Origin of the sequence: Micromonospora sp. WMMD812, assembly GCF_027497215.1 — a bacterium.
Taxonomy (GTDB): domain Bacteria; phylum Actinomycetota; class Actinomycetes; order Mycobacteriales; family Micromonosporaceae; genus Micromonospora.
Genome location: NZ_CP114904.1, coordinates 5481640 through 5498012, shown reverse-complemented (window position 1 = coordinate 5498012; position 16373 = coordinate 5481640). Strand labels below are relative to the sequence as shown.

Genomic DNA, 16373 nt, shown 5'->3' with positions numbered 1-16373 from the left:
GGGTGGGGTCAGGGTCGGTTCCTGAGGCCGGTCGGGCGGGTCGGGCAGCAGGATCGAGGCATGACCGAGGAAGCTGCCCCGCCGCCCCGCCCACAGGCGGGACAGCCGGGTGAACCATCGCCGCCCCCACCGGCCGCGTCCACCGACCGGACCGGTCCCGCCACGTTCGGCCCGCCGGCCCCGAGCGGCCCGCACCCGGCCGGCGCGGAGGAGCCGACCCGCGCCGGGTTGGCGGCCGCGTCCGAGCCGGTGGCCCACACCGGCTGGGAGACCGGCGGCGGTCTCGGCGCCGGCCCGGCCGCCTACGGGCCGGGGCCGGACGCGACCGCCCGCGGCGGGTCCGCGGGCGTCAGCGGCCCGACCGGCGCGAGCGGTGCCGGCTTCGGCGCTCCGGGCGGTGCCGGCTTCGGCGGTCCGGGCGGTGCCGGCGTCGGCGCTCCGGGCGGTGCCGGCGTCGGCGCTCCGGGCGGTGCCGGCGTCGGCGCTCCGGGCGGTGCCGGCGTCGGCGCTCCGGGCGGTGCCGGCGTCGGCGGTCCGGGCGGTGCCGGCGTCGGCTTCGGCGGTCCGGGCGGTGCCGGCTTCGGCGCCGGCGCTCCGGGCGGCGCGGGTGGCACGCCCCCGCCGTTCGGCGTGCCGCCCGGCGCGACCGCCGGCCCGCCGCCCGGCGCCGCCGGATTCACCTCGCGGTACGGGCTGGTCCGCCCGCGCGAGGGGCGTTACCTGGCCGGCGTCTGCGCGGCCATCGGCCGCGCCACCAACACGGACCCGGTGCTGTGGCGGGTGCTGCTCGCGGTGCTCGGCTTCTTCGGCGGGATCGGCATCCTGGTGTACGTCACCGCCTGGCTGATCATCCCCGGCGAGGGCGACACCGCGTCGCCGGTCGAGTCGATGCTCGGGCGCGGCCGGTCCAGCATGTCCCCGGTCACCGTGATCGTGCTCAGCATCCTGGTCGCGGTCAGCTTCGGCTACATCGTCACCGACGCCTTCCGGGCGGTCCTGCTCGGCGCGGCGATCCTGATCGGCGGTGCGCTGCTGCTCAACCGGAACAGCCGGGCGGACCAGCCCGCCCCTCCGCCCGGCCCGACCCCGGCCGCCGCGCCACCCGGCCCGGTGCCCCCGGTCAGCTACCCGGCGCCGGACCGCTACGCCGCGCCGCCCACCGCCGACCTGTCCGCGGCGGCCGGCGCACCGGCGCCCGGGGTAGGCCCGACGTCTGCCCTGCCGCCCGTCGGCGGCCACCCGGTCAGCGCTCCGCACGGGGGGAGCGCGGCGTACGGTGGCACCCCGGTCTCCGGCGGGGCTCCGGTCCCCGGCCCCGCGCCGGTCTCCGGGCAGCCGGCCGAGCCCACCGCCGAAATGCCCACCTGGTCACCGGCCGGCGCGACGGCGGAGCGGCCGAGCACCCACGCGACGACCTCGAGCTGGCCGCTGGCGCCCGGCGAGGCGGTGGCGAGCGGCGCACCGGCCGGCGCCAGCTACCCGCCGACCGCGCCGCTGCCGCCGGCCGGCTACCGCCCGCCGTTCGCCCCGCACGGCCCGTACGCGTCGCAGTCCGCCGGCTACCCGCCGGCGCGGCCGCCGAAGCCCGCCAAACCACCCAAGCGGCCGAAGGAACGCTCCCCGCTCGGGGCGGTGACCTTCTCGCTGATCTTCCTCGCTCTGGGCGTGGTGGCCGTCCTCGACCTGCTGAACGTGTTCGACGTCGGCGCGTCGGCGTACTTCGCGGCGGCGCTGGCCACCATCGGCCTCGGACTGGTGGTGGGCACCTGGTTCGGCCGGGCTCGCTGGCTGATCGCGCTCGGCCTGGTGACCGCCGCCGCGCTCGCCGTCGGGACGGTGGCCGAGTCGTACGACCGGGTCCGGGGCGTCGACGGGGCGGTGACCTGGGCCCCGGCCAGCTACCAGGACCTCGCCCTCCGCTACGAGAACAGCTTCGGCGACGCGGTGCTCGACCTGCGGGCGGTGGACTTCGACAAGAAGAACACGGAGGTCACCGTGTCGATCAACTTCGGACAGGGCACCGTCGTGGTGCCGCCGAACGTCGACGTGACCACGGTGGCCGACGTCAACGCCGGCGACGCGACGATCTTCGGCCGGCACTACGCCGGCCCGGCCGGACGGTCCCGAGAGATCACCGACCTAGGCCCGGACGGGGCCGGGGGCGGAACGCTCCGCCTCTTCATCCACGTGAACGCCGGCAACCTGGAGGTGACCCGGTGAAGGCGCACCGCACGGACCTGGTCTCGTTCGCCTTCGGGCTGGTCTTCCTGGCCCTCGCCGCCTGGTGGCTCTCGGCCCAACTGCTCGGGCTGGCGCTGCCACCCGTCGGCTGGTTCCTGGCCAGCGCGCTGATCCTGATCGGGGTCCTCGGCCTGGTCGGCGCGCTCCGGTCCGGCCGGCCCACCACCGACGACGGGGCTGCCGCGTCCCCGTCCGGCGCCGGCCCGGAGGTCGCCGGCGCGGGCCCGAACGCGCCGATCTCCGGGGCCGGCGTGCCGGTCGCCGCGGACCGGCCGTCCTGGGACGCCGCGCTACCCGCCTGGGGCTCGGGCTGGACAGAGCCGGGCACGCGCAGTCCCGAATCAGGACACCAGCCGGGCGGCGTCGCCCCGCAGCCCGCGGACGCGCCGGCCGGTGCGATCCACCCCGCCTGGCAGGCTGACCAGCCGACCTCCGGCGGCATCCACCCCGCCTGGCAGGCTGAGGGCCCGGCCTCGGCCGGCGACACCGCGGCCGCAGGCGAGGCCACGACCGCCGGCGAGGCCACGACCGACGTCGGGGCTGCGACCACCGACCGGACTGCGGCCGCCGACGGGGCCGCGGACACCGTCGCGACCGTGCGCACCGGCGGGGCCGAGAAGATCGACCGGAACGCGACCACCGACGGGACCGCGGCCACCGACGGGGTGGCGGCCACCGACGGGGTGGACGAGCGACCGACCGAGGCGGTCACCGACAACCCGGTCGAGGCGGTCGAGGACCGGCCGCGCAGCGGCCCGGGCGGCGGGGTCGACCCCTGGCCCGCCACGCCCGCCACCGAGCGGGCCGACGAGGACCCGAACCGGCACTGACCGGGGGCCCGTTCGGCGGCGAACCGCGCACCGTTTGCCGCTCGCCGGCCGGACCACCGCGCCCCGCCGGCCGGCCGATCATCCGGCCCGACCGGACCGGCTCCCCGGGCACGCCGTCGCCCGCCCCGACGCACCGCCGCCGCGCGGGTCGGGGCGGGCGACGGCGGCCGACCCGGGCCGGCGGCGAACCGGGCTCGGCCGGCGGCGGGGCGACCGGTGCGGCTGCCGCGCATGGACGCCTATGCTGGCCGGTGGAGGACCGGCCTTCGCCGGCCGGCCCACGCCGCCGTCGCGGCGGCCCCCTCGCGCTTCCGTGTCTACCCCGTCAGGAGCCCGTCCGACATGACCCAGTCCCCCGCCGTGCGCACCCCCGGCCGGCCCGGTCCGGTCCGCATCGGCGAGCGAGCCGCCCGTACCCTCGTCACCGAACTCGCCCGGCTCAACGACGCGAAGGCCGCGCTGCTGGTCGGAGCGGAGCCGCAGTCCGCGGTGCTGGCTGCGGCGATCGACGCGCTGCTGCCCGGCGACCGGCTCACCGTGGTGCCGGCCGAGGGGTCGTCGGCCACCGCGCTGCGCGAACACGTCACGGCCCAGGGCCGGTGGGTCGCCGACCGGGTCCGCGTGGTCGACTCGCTCGCCGAGGCGGAGGCCGCCGAGGTGGTGATCGCCGCCGAGCCGCTCCTCGGCACCGCCGACGAGACCCGCACCGCGATCGATGGTCTGGCCAAGTACCTCGTCGAGGGTGCGGTGCTGAGCGTGGCGACGGCGGCCACCCCCGGCCGGACCGCCGGGGCGACGGCCGAGCTGGAGCGGCAGGGGGCCCTCTACGGGGTCGGCACCGACCTGGTGGTGCGCAACTCGCCGCCGGTGCGGCTGTACCGGCTCCGGTTCACCCCGGCGAGCCCGGCCGCGGCGGACCGGCTGGCGCCGGCCCACCGGCCGTCCAGCGTGCCGCTGACCCGGAGCATGCACATCGACTCCAACGGGGTGGCCGCGGCCGGCATCGCCCTCGGCCTGGCCGCGCTGGCCCGGCTGACCCGGCCGAAGTCGAAGCTCTGGCTGCTGCCCGCGCTCGCGGCGGCCCCGGTCGCCGCGTTCTTCCGCGACCCGGAGCGGGACGTGCCCGAGGACCCGTCGGCCGTGGTCGCCGCGGCGGACGGGCAGGTCCTGTCGGTGCAGCGGCTGCACGACGAGCGCTTCGGCGACGGCGAGTGGCTGCGGATCGCGGTGTTCCTGTCGGTGCTGGACGTGCACGTCAACCGCGCACCGGTCGCCGGCAAGGTGGTCGACTACTTCGTGGCCGACGGCGGCTTCGTCAACGCCATGAAGCCGGACGCCGAGCACAACGTGGCCGCGTACACGGTGCTGGACACCGCGCGGGGCACGGTGGTGGTGGCGCAGCGGACGGGGCTCATCGCCCGGCGGATCGTACAGCGGGCACCGATCGGGGCGCTGCTGGCCAAGGGCGAGCGCTTCGGGTTGATCCGGTTCGGCTCGCGGACCGACGTCTACCTGCCCGCCGAGGCGGCCGACCCGCTGGTCGGCCCGGGCGACAAGGTGGTCGGCGGGTCGACCGTCATCGCCCGCTGGCGCTGAGCCGGACAGCACGCGAAAGGGGCGCCGCGGATCGCGGCGCCCCTTTCCACGTACGGAGTCAGGCGGTGCGACGCTGGCGCAGCCAGAGCACCGGCCCGCTGACCAGGTAACCCACCACGATCAGGGCGAACGTGAGCCGGATGTCGATCAGCGCGCCGACGACCGGGGCGAGCCAGAGCCACGGCGGAAGCTTCACCAGCCGGGCGAGCTTCGCGTAGGGGAAGCTGGACACCATCGCGAAGGCCAGCAGCGCCACCCCGGCCAACAGCACCGGGCCGGGGACCGGCACGCGGATGGCGACGGTCACGGCGAGCACGGCGGCGGCCATGGTGGTGGGCACACCGCAGAAGAACCGGCCGTCCTTCGGCGAGACGTTGAACCGGGCGAGCCGGATCGCGGCGCAGGCCGCGACCAGGGCGCAGGCGACGGCCGCGGCCGCCGTCGACACCGAGCCGGCGAGCGAAGCGTAGACGACAACCGGCGCGGCGAGGCCGAACGAGCACATGTCGGCCAGCGAGTCCATCTGCGCCCCGAACGGGCTGGCCACGCCCAGCTTGCGCGCGAGCGCGCCGTCCAGGCCGTCGAACGCGACGCAGGCGATCAGGCAGAGCGCGGCGACCCGCACCTCGCCCTGCATGGCCAGGAAGATGGCCAGCATGCCCAGCAGCAGGCTACTCAGGGTGCACGCGTTGACCAGGGCAAACTTCATCCGCCGGGTGGCGGTGCGCTCGCCCGGGAGCAGCGGGATCGACCGGGCCGAGGCCTCCTCGTCGGGCTCGATCACCGGCGCCAGGGCCGGGCTGACCGGCATGACCGCCTCAATCCCGCCCCGGTTGAACCGGTCGAAGCCGTAGCGGCGGCGGCGCCGCTCGGTGTAGCGGGGCTCGGTGAGCGCCGTCTCGGCGCCACCGTGCAGGTCACCGTCGCGGCGGCCCACCCGGACCAGCAGCACCTGCCGGGCGAACGTGCTGCTGCGGCGCAGCGGGCCCGCCCAACGTCGCCCTGCGGGGCGCGGACTGTCAGTAGTACGACGCCGGCGCCAAGGGGCTCTCGGCACGTTTCCTCCATCACCGGATCGGCTGACCGCCGCGAAGGCGGTTGTCCGGCTGTCTCGTGCCGGACCTCGCAGGCCCAGCAGCCGTTGTGCGGAGTACACCATTGCATAGGGGAACGGGGCTTGGCGATAGCTGCCGGCGGTAGTTATATCTCCCTTAAACCGCGCGAACCGCTCTCATATTCCCATCCCGGGCCTCATCGCCCGTTACTCCATCATTCCCCACCTCGACTGTACCGGAGTAGGTCGATGCCGGCTCGGGTGGTGGGTGTTATCCGACCCGGCCTCCCATTGACCAGGTCGCTATCTCCGTCAGCGGCAGCCCGGCGAGCTGATCCGGGGTGAACCAGGCGGCTTGCGCGGTCGAGCCGCCGGCCAGCTCGGTGACCCGGGGCTCGGTCGGCACGTCGACGGCCACCCGGTAGACCACCCGTACGCCGTGCCAGTCCAGCGGGCGACCCTCCGGCCCGAGCGCGGCCGGATTGTGCAGGTTGTCCACCCCGATCAGCTCGATCACCCGGCCCAACTGACCGGACTCCTCGACCAGCTCCCGCAGCAGCGCCGGCACCGGCTGCTCGCCGTGGTCCGTGCCACCACCCGGCAGGTGCCACCGCCCCGCGCCCGGGTACCCCTCCGCGATCATCGTGAGCAGCACCCGGCCGGCCGGGTCGGTGACCAGCCCGTACACCCCGAAGCGAAGCCGGCGGTCGGCCGGTGGCGGCGGGAAGGCGGCCGGCCCCGCCGCGCTGGCCGGCAGCGGGGTGACCGGCAGGCCGAGCAGCTCGGCGGTGAACGGGATCAGCGGCACGCCGGCCGCCTCGTCCGTGGTGAACCAGCGGGCCTCGTCGGTCGTGCCGGCCCGCTCGTTCCGCAGCGATCGCCCGACCACGGTCAGGTCGAAGACGAGCCGATCGGTGTGCACGGCCAGGTCCGCCGCCGGGAACGGGATCACGTCGGCGACCACGGCGCGCAGCCCCGCCACCTCGACGGTCAGCCCGGTCTCCTCGGTGACCTCACGGACCACCGCGTGCGCGGGATGTTCGGCGTGCTCCACACCACCGCCGGGCAGCTGCCAGATCCCGGGGAACTGGGCGCTGGCGGAGCCGCGCACGAGCAGCAGCCGCCCGTCGTCCCGGCAGACCCCGTACGCACCCACCCGCCGCCGTTGCTGCATTCCCGTGGCCCCCGCCCGCGTCCCGTCCGGATCGTCCCCGTCGATCATGAAGTTATCGCCGTGCGTGTCGGCGTGTCCCGACAATAACTTCATGATCAACGCGGGCGACCCGCTGGCCGGGGAGGGGTCGGGGTCAGGGGGTCAGGCGGGCGGCTTGGACGGCCTCGGCGGTGACCTCGGTGAGGCGTTCGGCCGGGAGGGCGCCCAGCTCGGCCGGCGCGAACCAGCGGGCCTCGCAGGTGGAGCCGCCGACGTCGGCGACCGTGGGCGGGGCGGGCTGGTCGACGACGACCCGGTAGAAGGCGCGGACGCCGTGCCAGTCGATCGGGTAGCCCTCGGGGCCGAGCGAGGCGGCGTCGCGGTGGCTGGCCACCCCGAGCAGCTCGACCAGGCGACCGGTCTGCCCGGTCTCCTCGACCAACTCCCGGATCAGCGCCGCGCCCGGCTGCTCGCCGTAGTCGGTGCCGCCGCCGGGCAGGTGCCAGCAGCCGGCGCCCGGGTAGCCGTCGGCGACCCGGGTCAGCAGCACCCGGCCGGCCGGGTCGGTGCACACCGCGTACGCGGCGAAGCGCTGCGCCCGGTGCAGCCCGTCCGGGCCGGGCACGGCGTAGAACGAGGGGAACTCGGGCGGCTCGTCCGGGACCACATCGCCGGACGAGGCCGGCAGGTCGAGGGCGCGGGCGGTGAAGGACCGCAGCGGCAGCGCGGCCGCCTCCTCGCGGGTGAACCACCGGGCCAGGTCGGTCGGCCGGCCGACCCGGTCGGTGAGCGTCCCGCCCCGCACCGAGACCCGGTAGACGAGGCGGTCGGTGTGGATCGTGATGCCCCGCTCGGGCAGCGCCCGCATGTCGGCCAGCACGTCGTGCAGGCCGGTGACGGCCACCGAGAGGCCGGTCTCGGCCGCGGTCTCCCGGACGACGGTGTGGTTCGGATCCTCGCCGTGGTCGACCGCGCCGCCGGGCAGCGACCAGGTGCCGGGAGTGCCGGAGCGCGTCGACGCGCGCACCAGCAGGACCCGGCCGTGCGAGTCGGCACAGACTGCGTATGCCGCGATCCTGCGCAGCGGCGTCAGCGTGGTGGTCACGGAACCAAATTCTCCCCGGGGCGGGTTACCGGTATCGAGAAGAGTCAGATTCCTGACTCAAGCCTCCCCGCTCAGGGGGCGATCAGGGTAGGGATCCGGGCGGTCACCGAGGCCACTCCACCGCCCCGCGCGGAGGGTGGAGACATGACAGCCACCACTCCTCCCCACGCCCCGTACAAGCAGCTCCGCCGACCGACCACCGACCGCATGGTGGCCGGCGTCGCGAGCGGTGTCGGTCGCTACTTCGGCGTCGACCCCACCCTGGTCCGGGTGATCTTCGCGGTCACCGGGCTGCTCACCGGCGGGCTCGCGCTGATCGCGTACCCGATCATGTGGTTCCTGATGCCCGAGGAGCCGGCCGGCGCGCCCGCCTGGCCGCACCCGCCGGGCGCCGCGCCACACGGCCCGCCGCCCGCCTCCCGGCCCTCGTCGCAACAGGCGCAGCCGACGTACGCCCCGACGGCGACCTACCCGCCGACCACGCCGGGCGCGGCCGGCCCGGTGCCGCCGAGCGGGCCGACGCCGCCGACCGCGGCCTGAGCCACGGTCACTCCCACTCGATGGTGCCCGGCGGCTTGCTGGTCACGTCCAGCACCACCCGGTTGACCTCGGCCACCTCGTTGGTGATCCGCGTGGAGATCTTCGCGACCACGTCGTAGGGCAGCCGGGACCAGTCGGCGGTCATCGCGTCCTCGCTGGAGACCGGGCGCAGCACCACGGGATGCCCGTAGCTGCGCCCGTCGCCCTGCACGCCGACGCTGCGGACGTCGGCCAGGAGCACCACCGGGAACTGCCAGACGCCCCGGTCGAGGCCGGCGGCGCTGAGCTCCTGCCGGGCGATCAGGTCGGCCCTGCGGAGCACGGCCAGCCGCTCCTCGTCGACCGCGCCGATGATGCGGATGGCCAGCCCGGGGCCCGGGAACGGGTGCCGCCAGACCATCGCCTCGGGCAGGCCCAGCTGCAGGCCGAGCGTGCGGACCTCGTCCTTGAAGAGCGTGCGCAGCGGCTCCACCAGGGCGAACTTCAGGTCCTCCGGCAGGCCGCCCACGTTGTGGTGGCTCTTGATGTTGGCCGTGCCGGTGCCGCCGCCGGACTCCACCACGTCCGGGTAGAGGGTGCCCTGCACCAGGAACTCGACGTCGCCGTGCGCGGCGACCTCCCGGGCGGCGGCCTCGAAGACCCGGATGAACTCCCGGCCGATGATCTTGCGCTTCTGTTCCGGGTCGGTCACCCCGGCCAGGGCACCGAGGAACCGCTCCCGAGCGTCGACCACCTTGAGCTTGATGCCGGTGGCGGCGACGTAGTCCTTCTCCACCTGCTCGGCCTCGCCGGCCCGGAGCAGCCCGTGGTCGACGAAGACGCAGGTGAGCTGGTCGCCGACGGCCTTGTGCACGAGCGCGGCGGCGACCGCGGAGTCCACCCCGCCGCTGAGGCCGCAGATGACCTCCTTGTCACCCACCTGCTCGCGGATCCGGGCCACCTGCTCGTCGATGATGTTCTCCGGCGTCCAGGTGGGCTCGATGCCGGCGATGTCGTAGAGGAACCGCGTGAGCATCTCCTGGCCGTGCGCGGTGTGCCCGACCTCCGGGTGGAACTGCACCCCGGCCCGCCGGCCGGTCACGTCCTCGAACGCCGCCACCGGCGCGCCCGCCGACTCGGCGGTGACCGTGAAGCCGGCCGGGGCCTCGGTGACACAGTCGCCGTGGCTCATCCAGACCGGCAGGTCGTCCGGGAGGTCGCGGAGCAGCACGCCCGCTTCCGGCCGGGCGTGCAGCGGGGTGCCGCCGTACTCACGGTTGCCGGTGCGGGCCACCGTGCCGCCGAGCGCCTGGGCCATCGCCTGGAAGCCGTAGCAGATGCCGAAGACCGGCACCCCGGCGGTGAACATGCCGGCGTCGATCTGCGGGGCACCCGGTGCGTAGACGCTCGACGGGCCGCCGGAGAGGATGATCGCGGCCGGATCCTTCGCCAGCATCTCGGCGACCGGCATGCTGTGCGGCACGATCTCCGAGTAGACGTTCGCCTCGCGCACCCGGCGCGCGATGAGCTGGGCGTACTGGGCTCCGAAGTCCACCACGAGGACGGGGCGAGGCGTGCTCATGTGCAGAAAGCCTACCGACAGTCACCGCCGGGCCTGACCCGCCCCGCCGCACCACGCCCACTTTCCGCGATCTTGCACTTTCCGCCCCGACAGAACGGGACCTGTGCCGCAGAACGACTGCCGGAAGTGCAAGATCGCCGGGGTGACCGGATCACGGGCGCAACGCTGCGGGGGCGTGGGCGGGGACGGCGGGGGTTTTGGGCGGGACCGGGGACAGGCGGCGGTAGGGGGTGCCGAGGGGCGGGCGTGGGTCGGTCTCGCCCTTGTTGGGCCAGAGGGACATGGCTCGCTCGGCCTGGGCGGTGATGGTCAGCGACGGGTTCACCCCGAGGTTCGCCGAGACCGCCGCCCCGTCCACCACATGCAGCCCGGGGTGCCCGAAGACCCGGTGGTACGGGTCGATCACGCCGTCCTCGGGTCCGGCCCCGATCACCGCTCCGCCGAGGATGTGCGCGGTCATCGGGATGTTGAACGGCTCGGTCAGCGCGCCGCCCGGCACGCCGTCGATCTCCTCGGCCAGCAGCCGGGCGGCCTGGTTGCCGGCGGGGATCCAGGTGGGGTTGGGCACGCCGTGGCCCGGGCCGGACACCAACCGGCGCCCGAGCGGGCCCCGTCCGAGCCGGGTGGTCAGCGAGTTGTCCACCGACTGCATGACCAGGGCGATGACGGTCCGCTCCGACCAGCCGCGGACGGAGAGCATCTGCGCCGCCAGCCGCGGCTGCCGCAACAGTGTGGCCACCCACCGGCGGAGCCGGTGCGGCCCGCCGTCGACCAGCAGCGACTGGAGCAGCCCCATGGCGTTGGAGCCCCGCCCGTACCGGACGGGCTCGATGTGGGTCTGCGGGTCGGGGTGGAACGAGCTGGTGATGGCCACCCCCTCGGTGAGGTCGAGCCGCTCGGCGCGGGCCCGCTGTCGGGGCACCGAGGCGCCGAGGATCGCCTCGGAATTGGTCCGGGTCAGCTCGCCCAGCCGGGGCGACAGCGCGGGCAGCGCGCCGGTCGCCCGCATCTCGTGCAGCAGCCGCTGGGTGCCGAGCGCCCCGGCGGCGAAGACCACCTGGTCGGCGTGGAACACCTGGCGCCGCCGGCGCAGCCAGGCGCCGGTCCGCTCGGTGTGCACCGCGTACCCGCCGTCCGCGGCGGGGCGTACGGCGGTCACCGTGGTCAGCGGGTGCACCCGCGCGCCGAGCCGCTCGGCGAGCCAGAGGTAGTTCTTGACCAGCGTGTTCTTGGCACCGTGCCGGCAGCCGGTCATGCAGGAGCCGCAGTGCGTGCAGCCGGTGCGCTCCGGGCCGGCGCCGCCGAAGTACGGGTCGGCGACCCGCTCGCCGGGCCGGCCGATGTGCACCCCGACCGGGGTGGGGTGGAAGGTGTGCGCGACCCCCATCCGCCCGGCCACCCCCCGCATCGCCCGGTCCGCGCCGGTGTCCCGCGGGTACGTGGTGACGCCGAGCATCCGCTTCGCCTGGTCGTAGTGGCGGGCCAGTTCGTCGCGCCAGTCGGTGATGTCCCGCCACTGCGGGTCGGTGTAGAACGCGGGCAGCGGCTCGTAGAGCGTGTTCGCGTACACCAGCGAGCCGCCGCCCACCCCGGTGCCGGAGAGCACCAGCACCCCGCCGCCGGCCCGGCGGTCGGCCGCCCGCAGCAGCGTGATGCGCTGGATGCCGTAGCAGCCGAGCCGGGGCGCCCAGAGGAAGCGCCGGACCCGCCACGAGGTCTCCGGGAACTCGTCGTCGGCGAAGCGCCGCCCGGCCTCCAGGACGCCGACCGAGTAGCCCTTCTCCGCCAGCCGCAGCGCGGTGACGCTGCCCCCGAACCCGGACCCGATGACGAGCACGTCGTACCGCATCACCGCATCATTACCGGTCGGTAGCTGTCGCGCCAGAGGCGGTCGTCGCGCGATCATGCACACCGGCCGATCACCCGGCGCCCGCGGTGGCAACCGGACACAGTCGCCGAAGCGTCGTCCCAGTACGGGTGGAAGGTGGTCGCACAATGAACCTCGGGACAGGCACGGCTCGCCGGCGCTGGTTGCTGGGGCTTCTCCTCGCCGCGGTCGTGCTGGTCGCCGCGGGCGGCATCGTGGCCGTCCGGCTGGTCGGCGACCGGAGCCCGACGCCGACGGCCGCGCCGACGACCGGCGCGAGCCCGACGCCGGCGCCCACGCTCACACCGAGCGCCGCACCGAGCCCGACGCCACCACCGGGCGCCGACATCACCGGTCCGCTCAACCTGCTGCTGGTCGGGGTGGACACCCGGGTGAGCGTCCCTGGCTGGGAGCCGCACGCCGACGCCGTGCTGGTCCTGCACGTGCCGCGGGGGCTCGGCCGCGCGTACCTCTTCTCGCTGCCCCGCGACCTGGTGGTCGACATCCCGGCCTTCCCCAAGGCGGGCTACCGGGGCGGGAAGACCAAGCTGACCCACGCGATGAGCTACGGCAGCCGGGTGCCGAGCCGGCCGAAGCAGCCGAACACGGCCCAGGGGTACGAGCTGCTGCGCAGCACCGTGAGTGGCTACACCGGGCTGCGCATCGACGCCGGCGCGGTGGTCACGTTCGCCGGCTTCGACCGGCTCGTGGACAGCCTCGGCGGGGTGGACATCTACGTCGACCAGCGGGTCGCGTCGCAGCACCGGCAGCCCGACGGCCGGCACCGGGAGAGCGGGCGGGGCGGCTACATCGGCCCACAGATGGTCTACGAGAAGGGCAACCGGCACCTGACCGGGTGGCAGGCGCTGGACTACGCCCGGCAGCGCTACGTCTCCGGCGGTGACTACAGCCGGCAGCGCCACCAGCAGCAGCTGATCCGGGCGCTGGTCCGGAAGATCCTGGACCAGGGACTGGCCCGCGACCCGGACCGGGTGCAGCAGGTCGCCGACGCGCTCGGTGACACGCTGATCTTCGCCGGCGGCGGGCGGCGGTTGATCGACTTCGCGTACGCCCTGGGTGGGCTGCCGGCGGACCGGTTCGTCCTGGTCGGCCTGCCCGGCTCGTCGGTCGGCTCCGGCGGTGGATACCGCGGCGAGCAGCTCACCTCGGTCGGCCGCCGCTTCCTCACCGAGCTACGCGCCGGCCGCGCCGACGCCTACCTGGCCGCCCACCCCACCCTCCGCGTCAAGACCTGACCCCATCCCCGGCCTTCCCCGATGATCATGAGGTCTGCGGCGGGATCGGAGATCGACGTCGCCGCAAACCTCATGATCAACCGGGCTGGGCCCGGGGGTCGGGGCCGGGCGGGCGGGCGCGGTTAGAGGGGTTTCGGCTCGGTGGGGCGGGTGGTGCCGTAGAGCCAGGCGTCGAAGAGGGCGTCGAGCTTCTTGCCGGACACGCGCTCGGCGAGCGCGATGAACTCGGCGGTGGTGCCGTTGGCGTTGCGCTTCTCCGCCGCCCAGGTCTTCAGGATCTCGAAGAACGCCTTGTCCCCGACGGCCACCCGCAGCGCGTGCACGGTCATCCCGCCGCGCTGGTAGACCGACTGGCTGAACAGGTTCTCCACCCCCGGCTTGCCGGGGGGGGTCCGCCAGAGCGAGGCCGGCGAGCCGGAGTACCGGGTGGCGAAGGCGGATTCGGCCTTCCGGCCCGCGCTGTGCTCGGCCCAGAGCCACTCGGCGTACGTGGCCAGCCCCTCGTTGAGCCAGATGTCCTGCCACTTCGTCAGCGCGACGCTGTCGCCGAACCACTGGTGCGCCAGCTCGTGCGCGACCACCTCGGTGTTCGCCCCCTGGCGGAAGAACCCGGCGGAGTAGACCGGGCGGGACTGCGTCTCCAGCGCGTAGCCGATCCGGTTGTCGGAGACCACCACGCCGCCGTACGCGTCGAACGGGTACGGCCCGAAGACGCTCTCCAGGTAGTCGGCCACCTCGACGGTGTCGGCGATCGCCTCGTCCGCCGCCCCCTTGGGCAGGTCGACGTCGACCGCGCTGAACACGGGCCGTCCCTTGTGCTCGCCGGTGGTCACCCGGAGCTTGCCGATCACAACGAAGCTCAGGTAGCTGGCCATCGGCTGGCGCTCGGACCACTTCCAGGTGGTCCAGCCGCCGCTGGCGGACTTCCCCGCCGGCACCCCGTTGCTGACGGCCGTCACCCCGTCCGGGACGGTGACCTCGAGGTCGTACGTCGCCTTGTCCGACGGGTGGTCGTTGACCGGGAACCAGGTGCTCGCCGACTCCGGTTGGCCGAGCGCGATCGCGCCGTCGTCGGTGTGGAGGAAGCCACCCACTCCGAGCACCTCGTTCTCCAGCGGCTCGGGCCGGCCCTCGTACGCGATCTCGGCGACGAAGCCGTTGCCCGCGATCAGGCCATGCGGCGGGGTTACCACCAGCTCGTCGGCCTTGCGGGTGTGCTTCGCCGGGGCGCCGTCCACCTTCACCGATCGGACGGTCAGCCCGGCCAGGTCCAGGTTGAACGACGACAAATCGTTGGTCGCGGCCGCCTGGACGCTGGCGGTGCCGGTGAGCTTGTCGGTCTTCGGGTCGTACCGGACCTTCACGGTGTACCGGCCGACGTCGTAACCCCCGTTGCCATAGCTCGGGAAGTAGGCGTCGCCAGCACCCGCCGCGCCCGGCTTGAACTCCCGGGGGGCGATCGGCGACGGGGCCGCAGCCGAGGAGCCCGACTCGGCCCCCGTCGAGTCGCAGCCGACCAGCAGCGCCCCGGTCAGCAGCAGACCGGCACCCGTCCGCAACGCCCGCCGTGGCAGCGTCATCGCTTCGCCCTCCCCTGTGCCGACGGGATCCGCGCCCGTCCGTCCGTTCGACGCACCGGGCCTACCTGGCCCAGCCCACCGGGCGCGACCGACGGGTCGCCCGAGTCGTCCGCGGCAGCCTACCGAGCGACCATCACGGGCCCGTCACGGCAGGGCGGGTGCACTGCCGCCCACCAGCCAGGCGTCGAACAGCGACCGCAGCTGCCGGCCGGCGACCCGTTCGGCGTGGGTGATCAGGTCGTCGGTCGTGGCGTTGCCGTCCCGCCGCCCGACCGTCCACTCGCGCAGGATGCGGAAGAAGGTGTCGTCGCCGACGGTCCGGCGCAGCGCGTGCACGGCGAGCGCGCCCCGCCGGTAGACGGCGTTGCCGAACATCGCCTCCCGACCCGGATCCACGGCGGGCGCCGACCAGTCGGTGGTCGCGTACTGAGCCTCGAAGGCACGCTGGGCGGTGCGGCCGCCGTCGTGCTCCGCCCAGAGCCATTCGGCGTACGTGGCGAAGCCCTCGTTGAGCCAGATGTCGCGCCACCGGGTCAGCGAGACGCTGTCACCGAACCACTGGTGGGCCAGTTCGTGTGCCACCACCGACGGGTTGGGCCGGCCGGCGGAGAAGAAGGCCGGCCCGTACACCGGCCGGGACTGCGTCTCCAGCGCGTACCCGATCCGCGGGTCGGCGACCACGATCCCGCCGTACGACTCGAACGGGTACGGCCCGAAGCGGCTGGCCAGGAAGTCCACGATCGCCCCGGTGCGGGCCAGCGAGGCGGCGGCGGCACCGGTCGCCGGCTCGCTCGCCGGCACCGCGGTCACCATCGGTCGGCCGGCGTGCGTACCGGTGGTCACCTGGTAGTCGCCGATCACCAGGGTGGTCAGGTAGCTGGCCATCGGGGCCCGCTCGGACCACCGCCAGGTGGTCCAGCCGTCGGCGCTGCGCTTCGGCCCCGGCGCGCCGTTGCTCAACGCGGCGAGCCCCTCGGGGACGGTCACCGCGAGGTCGTAGGTCGCCTTGTCCGACGGGTGGTCGTTGACCGGGAACCAGGTGGCCGCCGAGTCGGGCTGGCCGAGCGCGATCGCGCCGTCGTCGGTGTGCAGGAAGCCGCCGCTGCCCAACGCGCCCCCGACGACCGGGGCCGGCACACCGGCGTACGCCACCTCGATCGTGAACCGGGCGCCCCGGGCCAGCCCGCGCGCCGGGGTGACCACCAGTTCGTCGCCGGTCCGCCGGTGCGTGGCGGAGGCCCCGTCGACCACCACCCGGTCGACCTCCAGCCCGGCGAGGTCCAGGTTGAACCGGGACAACCCGGTGGTGGTCGTCGCGGTGAGCACCGCGCGCCCGGTCAACCGGTCGGTAGCCGGGTCGTACCGCACGTCGAGGTCGTAGTGCCCGACGTCGTACCCGCCGTTGCCACGCCCGGGGACGTACGGGTCGCCGAGGTCGGTGCTGCCCGGGCGGAAGCCATCCTCCTCATCGGACCGGGTACAGCCGCCGAGCGCGAGCGCGATCGCCAGGGCGACGCCCAGCGCCGGCCTCAACAGTGGGGAGATACGTCGCACCGGCCGAGCCTAGCGGCGCGGCCGGTGCGATCGGAG

General features: G+C 74.9%; 11 protein-coding genes and 1 pseudogene. 5 read left to right on the top strand and 7 right to left on the bottom strand.

Annotated features, from left to right (window positions below; translation table 11 throughout):
- Positions 1 to 60 precede the first annotated feature (60 nt).
- The 3 genes and pseudogenes from O7603_RS25480 to O7603_RS25470 all read left to right on the top strand — a co-directional run bounded on the left by O7603_RS25480 (position 61) and on the right by O7603_RS25470 (position 4667).
- A complete protein-coding gene (locus O7603_RS25480; protein ID WP_281572279.1) occupies positions 61 to 2220 on the top strand; it encodes a PspC domain-containing protein in 2160 nt (719 codons plus the stop codon).
- Positions 2217 to 2399 (top strand): annotated as a pseudogene (locus O7603_RS25475) (hypothetical protein); the annotation flags it as partial. The gene O7603_RS25480 and the pseudogene O7603_RS25475, both read left to right, overlap by 4 nt.
- Before the next feature lie 1014 nt (positions 2400 to 3413).
- Positions 3414 to 4667, top strand: a complete 1254-nt coding sequence (locus O7603_RS25470; protein WP_281572278.1) for a phosphatidylserine decarboxylase — start codon at positions 3414 to 3416, stop codon at positions 4665 to 4667.
- A gap of 58 nt (positions 4668 to 4725) precedes the next feature.
- Here O7603_RS25470 and O7603_RS25465 read toward each other — a convergent pair whose 3' ends face one another.
- The 3 genes from O7603_RS25465 to O7603_RS25455 all read right to left on the bottom strand — a co-directional run bounded on the left by O7603_RS25465 (position 4726) and on the right by O7603_RS25455 (position 7979).
- Positions 4726 to 5649 carry a CDP-alcohol phosphatidyltransferase family protein gene (locus O7603_RS25465; RefSeq protein WP_281576805.1) on the bottom strand — a complete coding sequence of 308 codons (924 nt, stop codon included), beginning with the start codon at positions 5647 to 5649 and terminating at the stop codon, positions 4726 to 4728.
- 343 nt (positions 5650 to 5992) lie between these two features.
- Positions 5993 to 6895, bottom strand: a complete 903-nt coding sequence (locus tag O7603_RS25460) for an NUDIX domain-containing protein (RefSeq protein WP_281576804.1) — start codon at positions 6893 to 6895, stop codon at positions 5993 to 5995.
- A gap of 133 nt (positions 6896 to 7028) precedes the next feature.
- Positions 7029 to 7979 (bottom strand): NUDIX domain-containing protein, encoded by a 951-nt coding sequence (locus tag O7603_RS25455; protein ID WP_281572277.1) that lies wholly within the window; start codon positions 7977 to 7979, stop codon positions 7029 to 7031.
- A 144-nt stretch (positions 7980 to 8123) separates the two neighbouring features.
- Between O7603_RS25455 and O7603_RS25450 the strand changes: the two genes are divergently transcribed.
- Complete coding sequence (locus O7603_RS25450; protein WP_281572276.1) at positions 8124 to 8519, top strand: PspC domain-containing protein; 396 nt, start codon at positions 8124 to 8126, stop codon at positions 8517 to 8519.
- A gap of 7 nt (positions 8520 to 8526) precedes the next feature.
- Here O7603_RS25450 and guaA read toward each other — a convergent pair whose 3' ends face one another.
- Positions 8527 to 10080 (bottom strand): glutamine-hydrolyzing GMP synthase, encoded by a 1554-nt coding sequence (guaA, locus tag O7603_RS25445; RefSeq protein ID WP_281572275.1) that lies wholly within the window; start codon positions 10078 to 10080, stop codon positions 8527 to 8529.
- 151 nt (positions 10081 to 10231) lie between these two features.
- Entirely contained in the window at positions 10232 to 11929 is a 1698-nt protein-coding gene (locus O7603_RS25440) for a GMC family oxidoreductase (protein ID WP_281572274.1), read from the bottom strand.
- Positions 11930 to 12075: 146 nt separating this feature from the next.
- Between O7603_RS25440 and O7603_RS25435 the strand changes: the two genes are divergently transcribed.
- Complete coding sequence (locus O7603_RS25435; protein ID WP_281572273.1) at positions 12076 to 13203, top strand: LCP family protein; 1128 nt, start codon at positions 12076 to 12078, stop codon at positions 13201 to 13203.
- 122 nt (positions 13204 to 13325) lie between these two features.
- Here O7603_RS25435 and O7603_RS25430 read toward each other — a convergent pair whose 3' ends face one another.
- Both O7603_RS25430 and O7603_RS25425 read right to left on the bottom strand, forming a co-directional pair.
- On the bottom strand, positions 13326 to 14783 hold the full coding sequence (locus O7603_RS25430; RefSeq protein WP_281572272.1) for a M1 family metallopeptidase: 1458 nt from the start codon (positions 14781 to 14783) through the stop codon (positions 13326 to 13328).
- 144 nt (positions 14784 to 14927) lie between these two features.
- The gene (locus tag O7603_RS25425) at positions 14928 to 16337 is read right to left on the bottom strand and encodes a M1 family metallopeptidase (protein ID WP_281572271.1); all 1410 of its coding nucleotides are present in this window, start codon (positions 16335 to 16337) and stop codon (positions 14928 to 14930) included.
- Between the last annotated feature and the right edge of the window lie 36 nt (positions 16338 to 16373).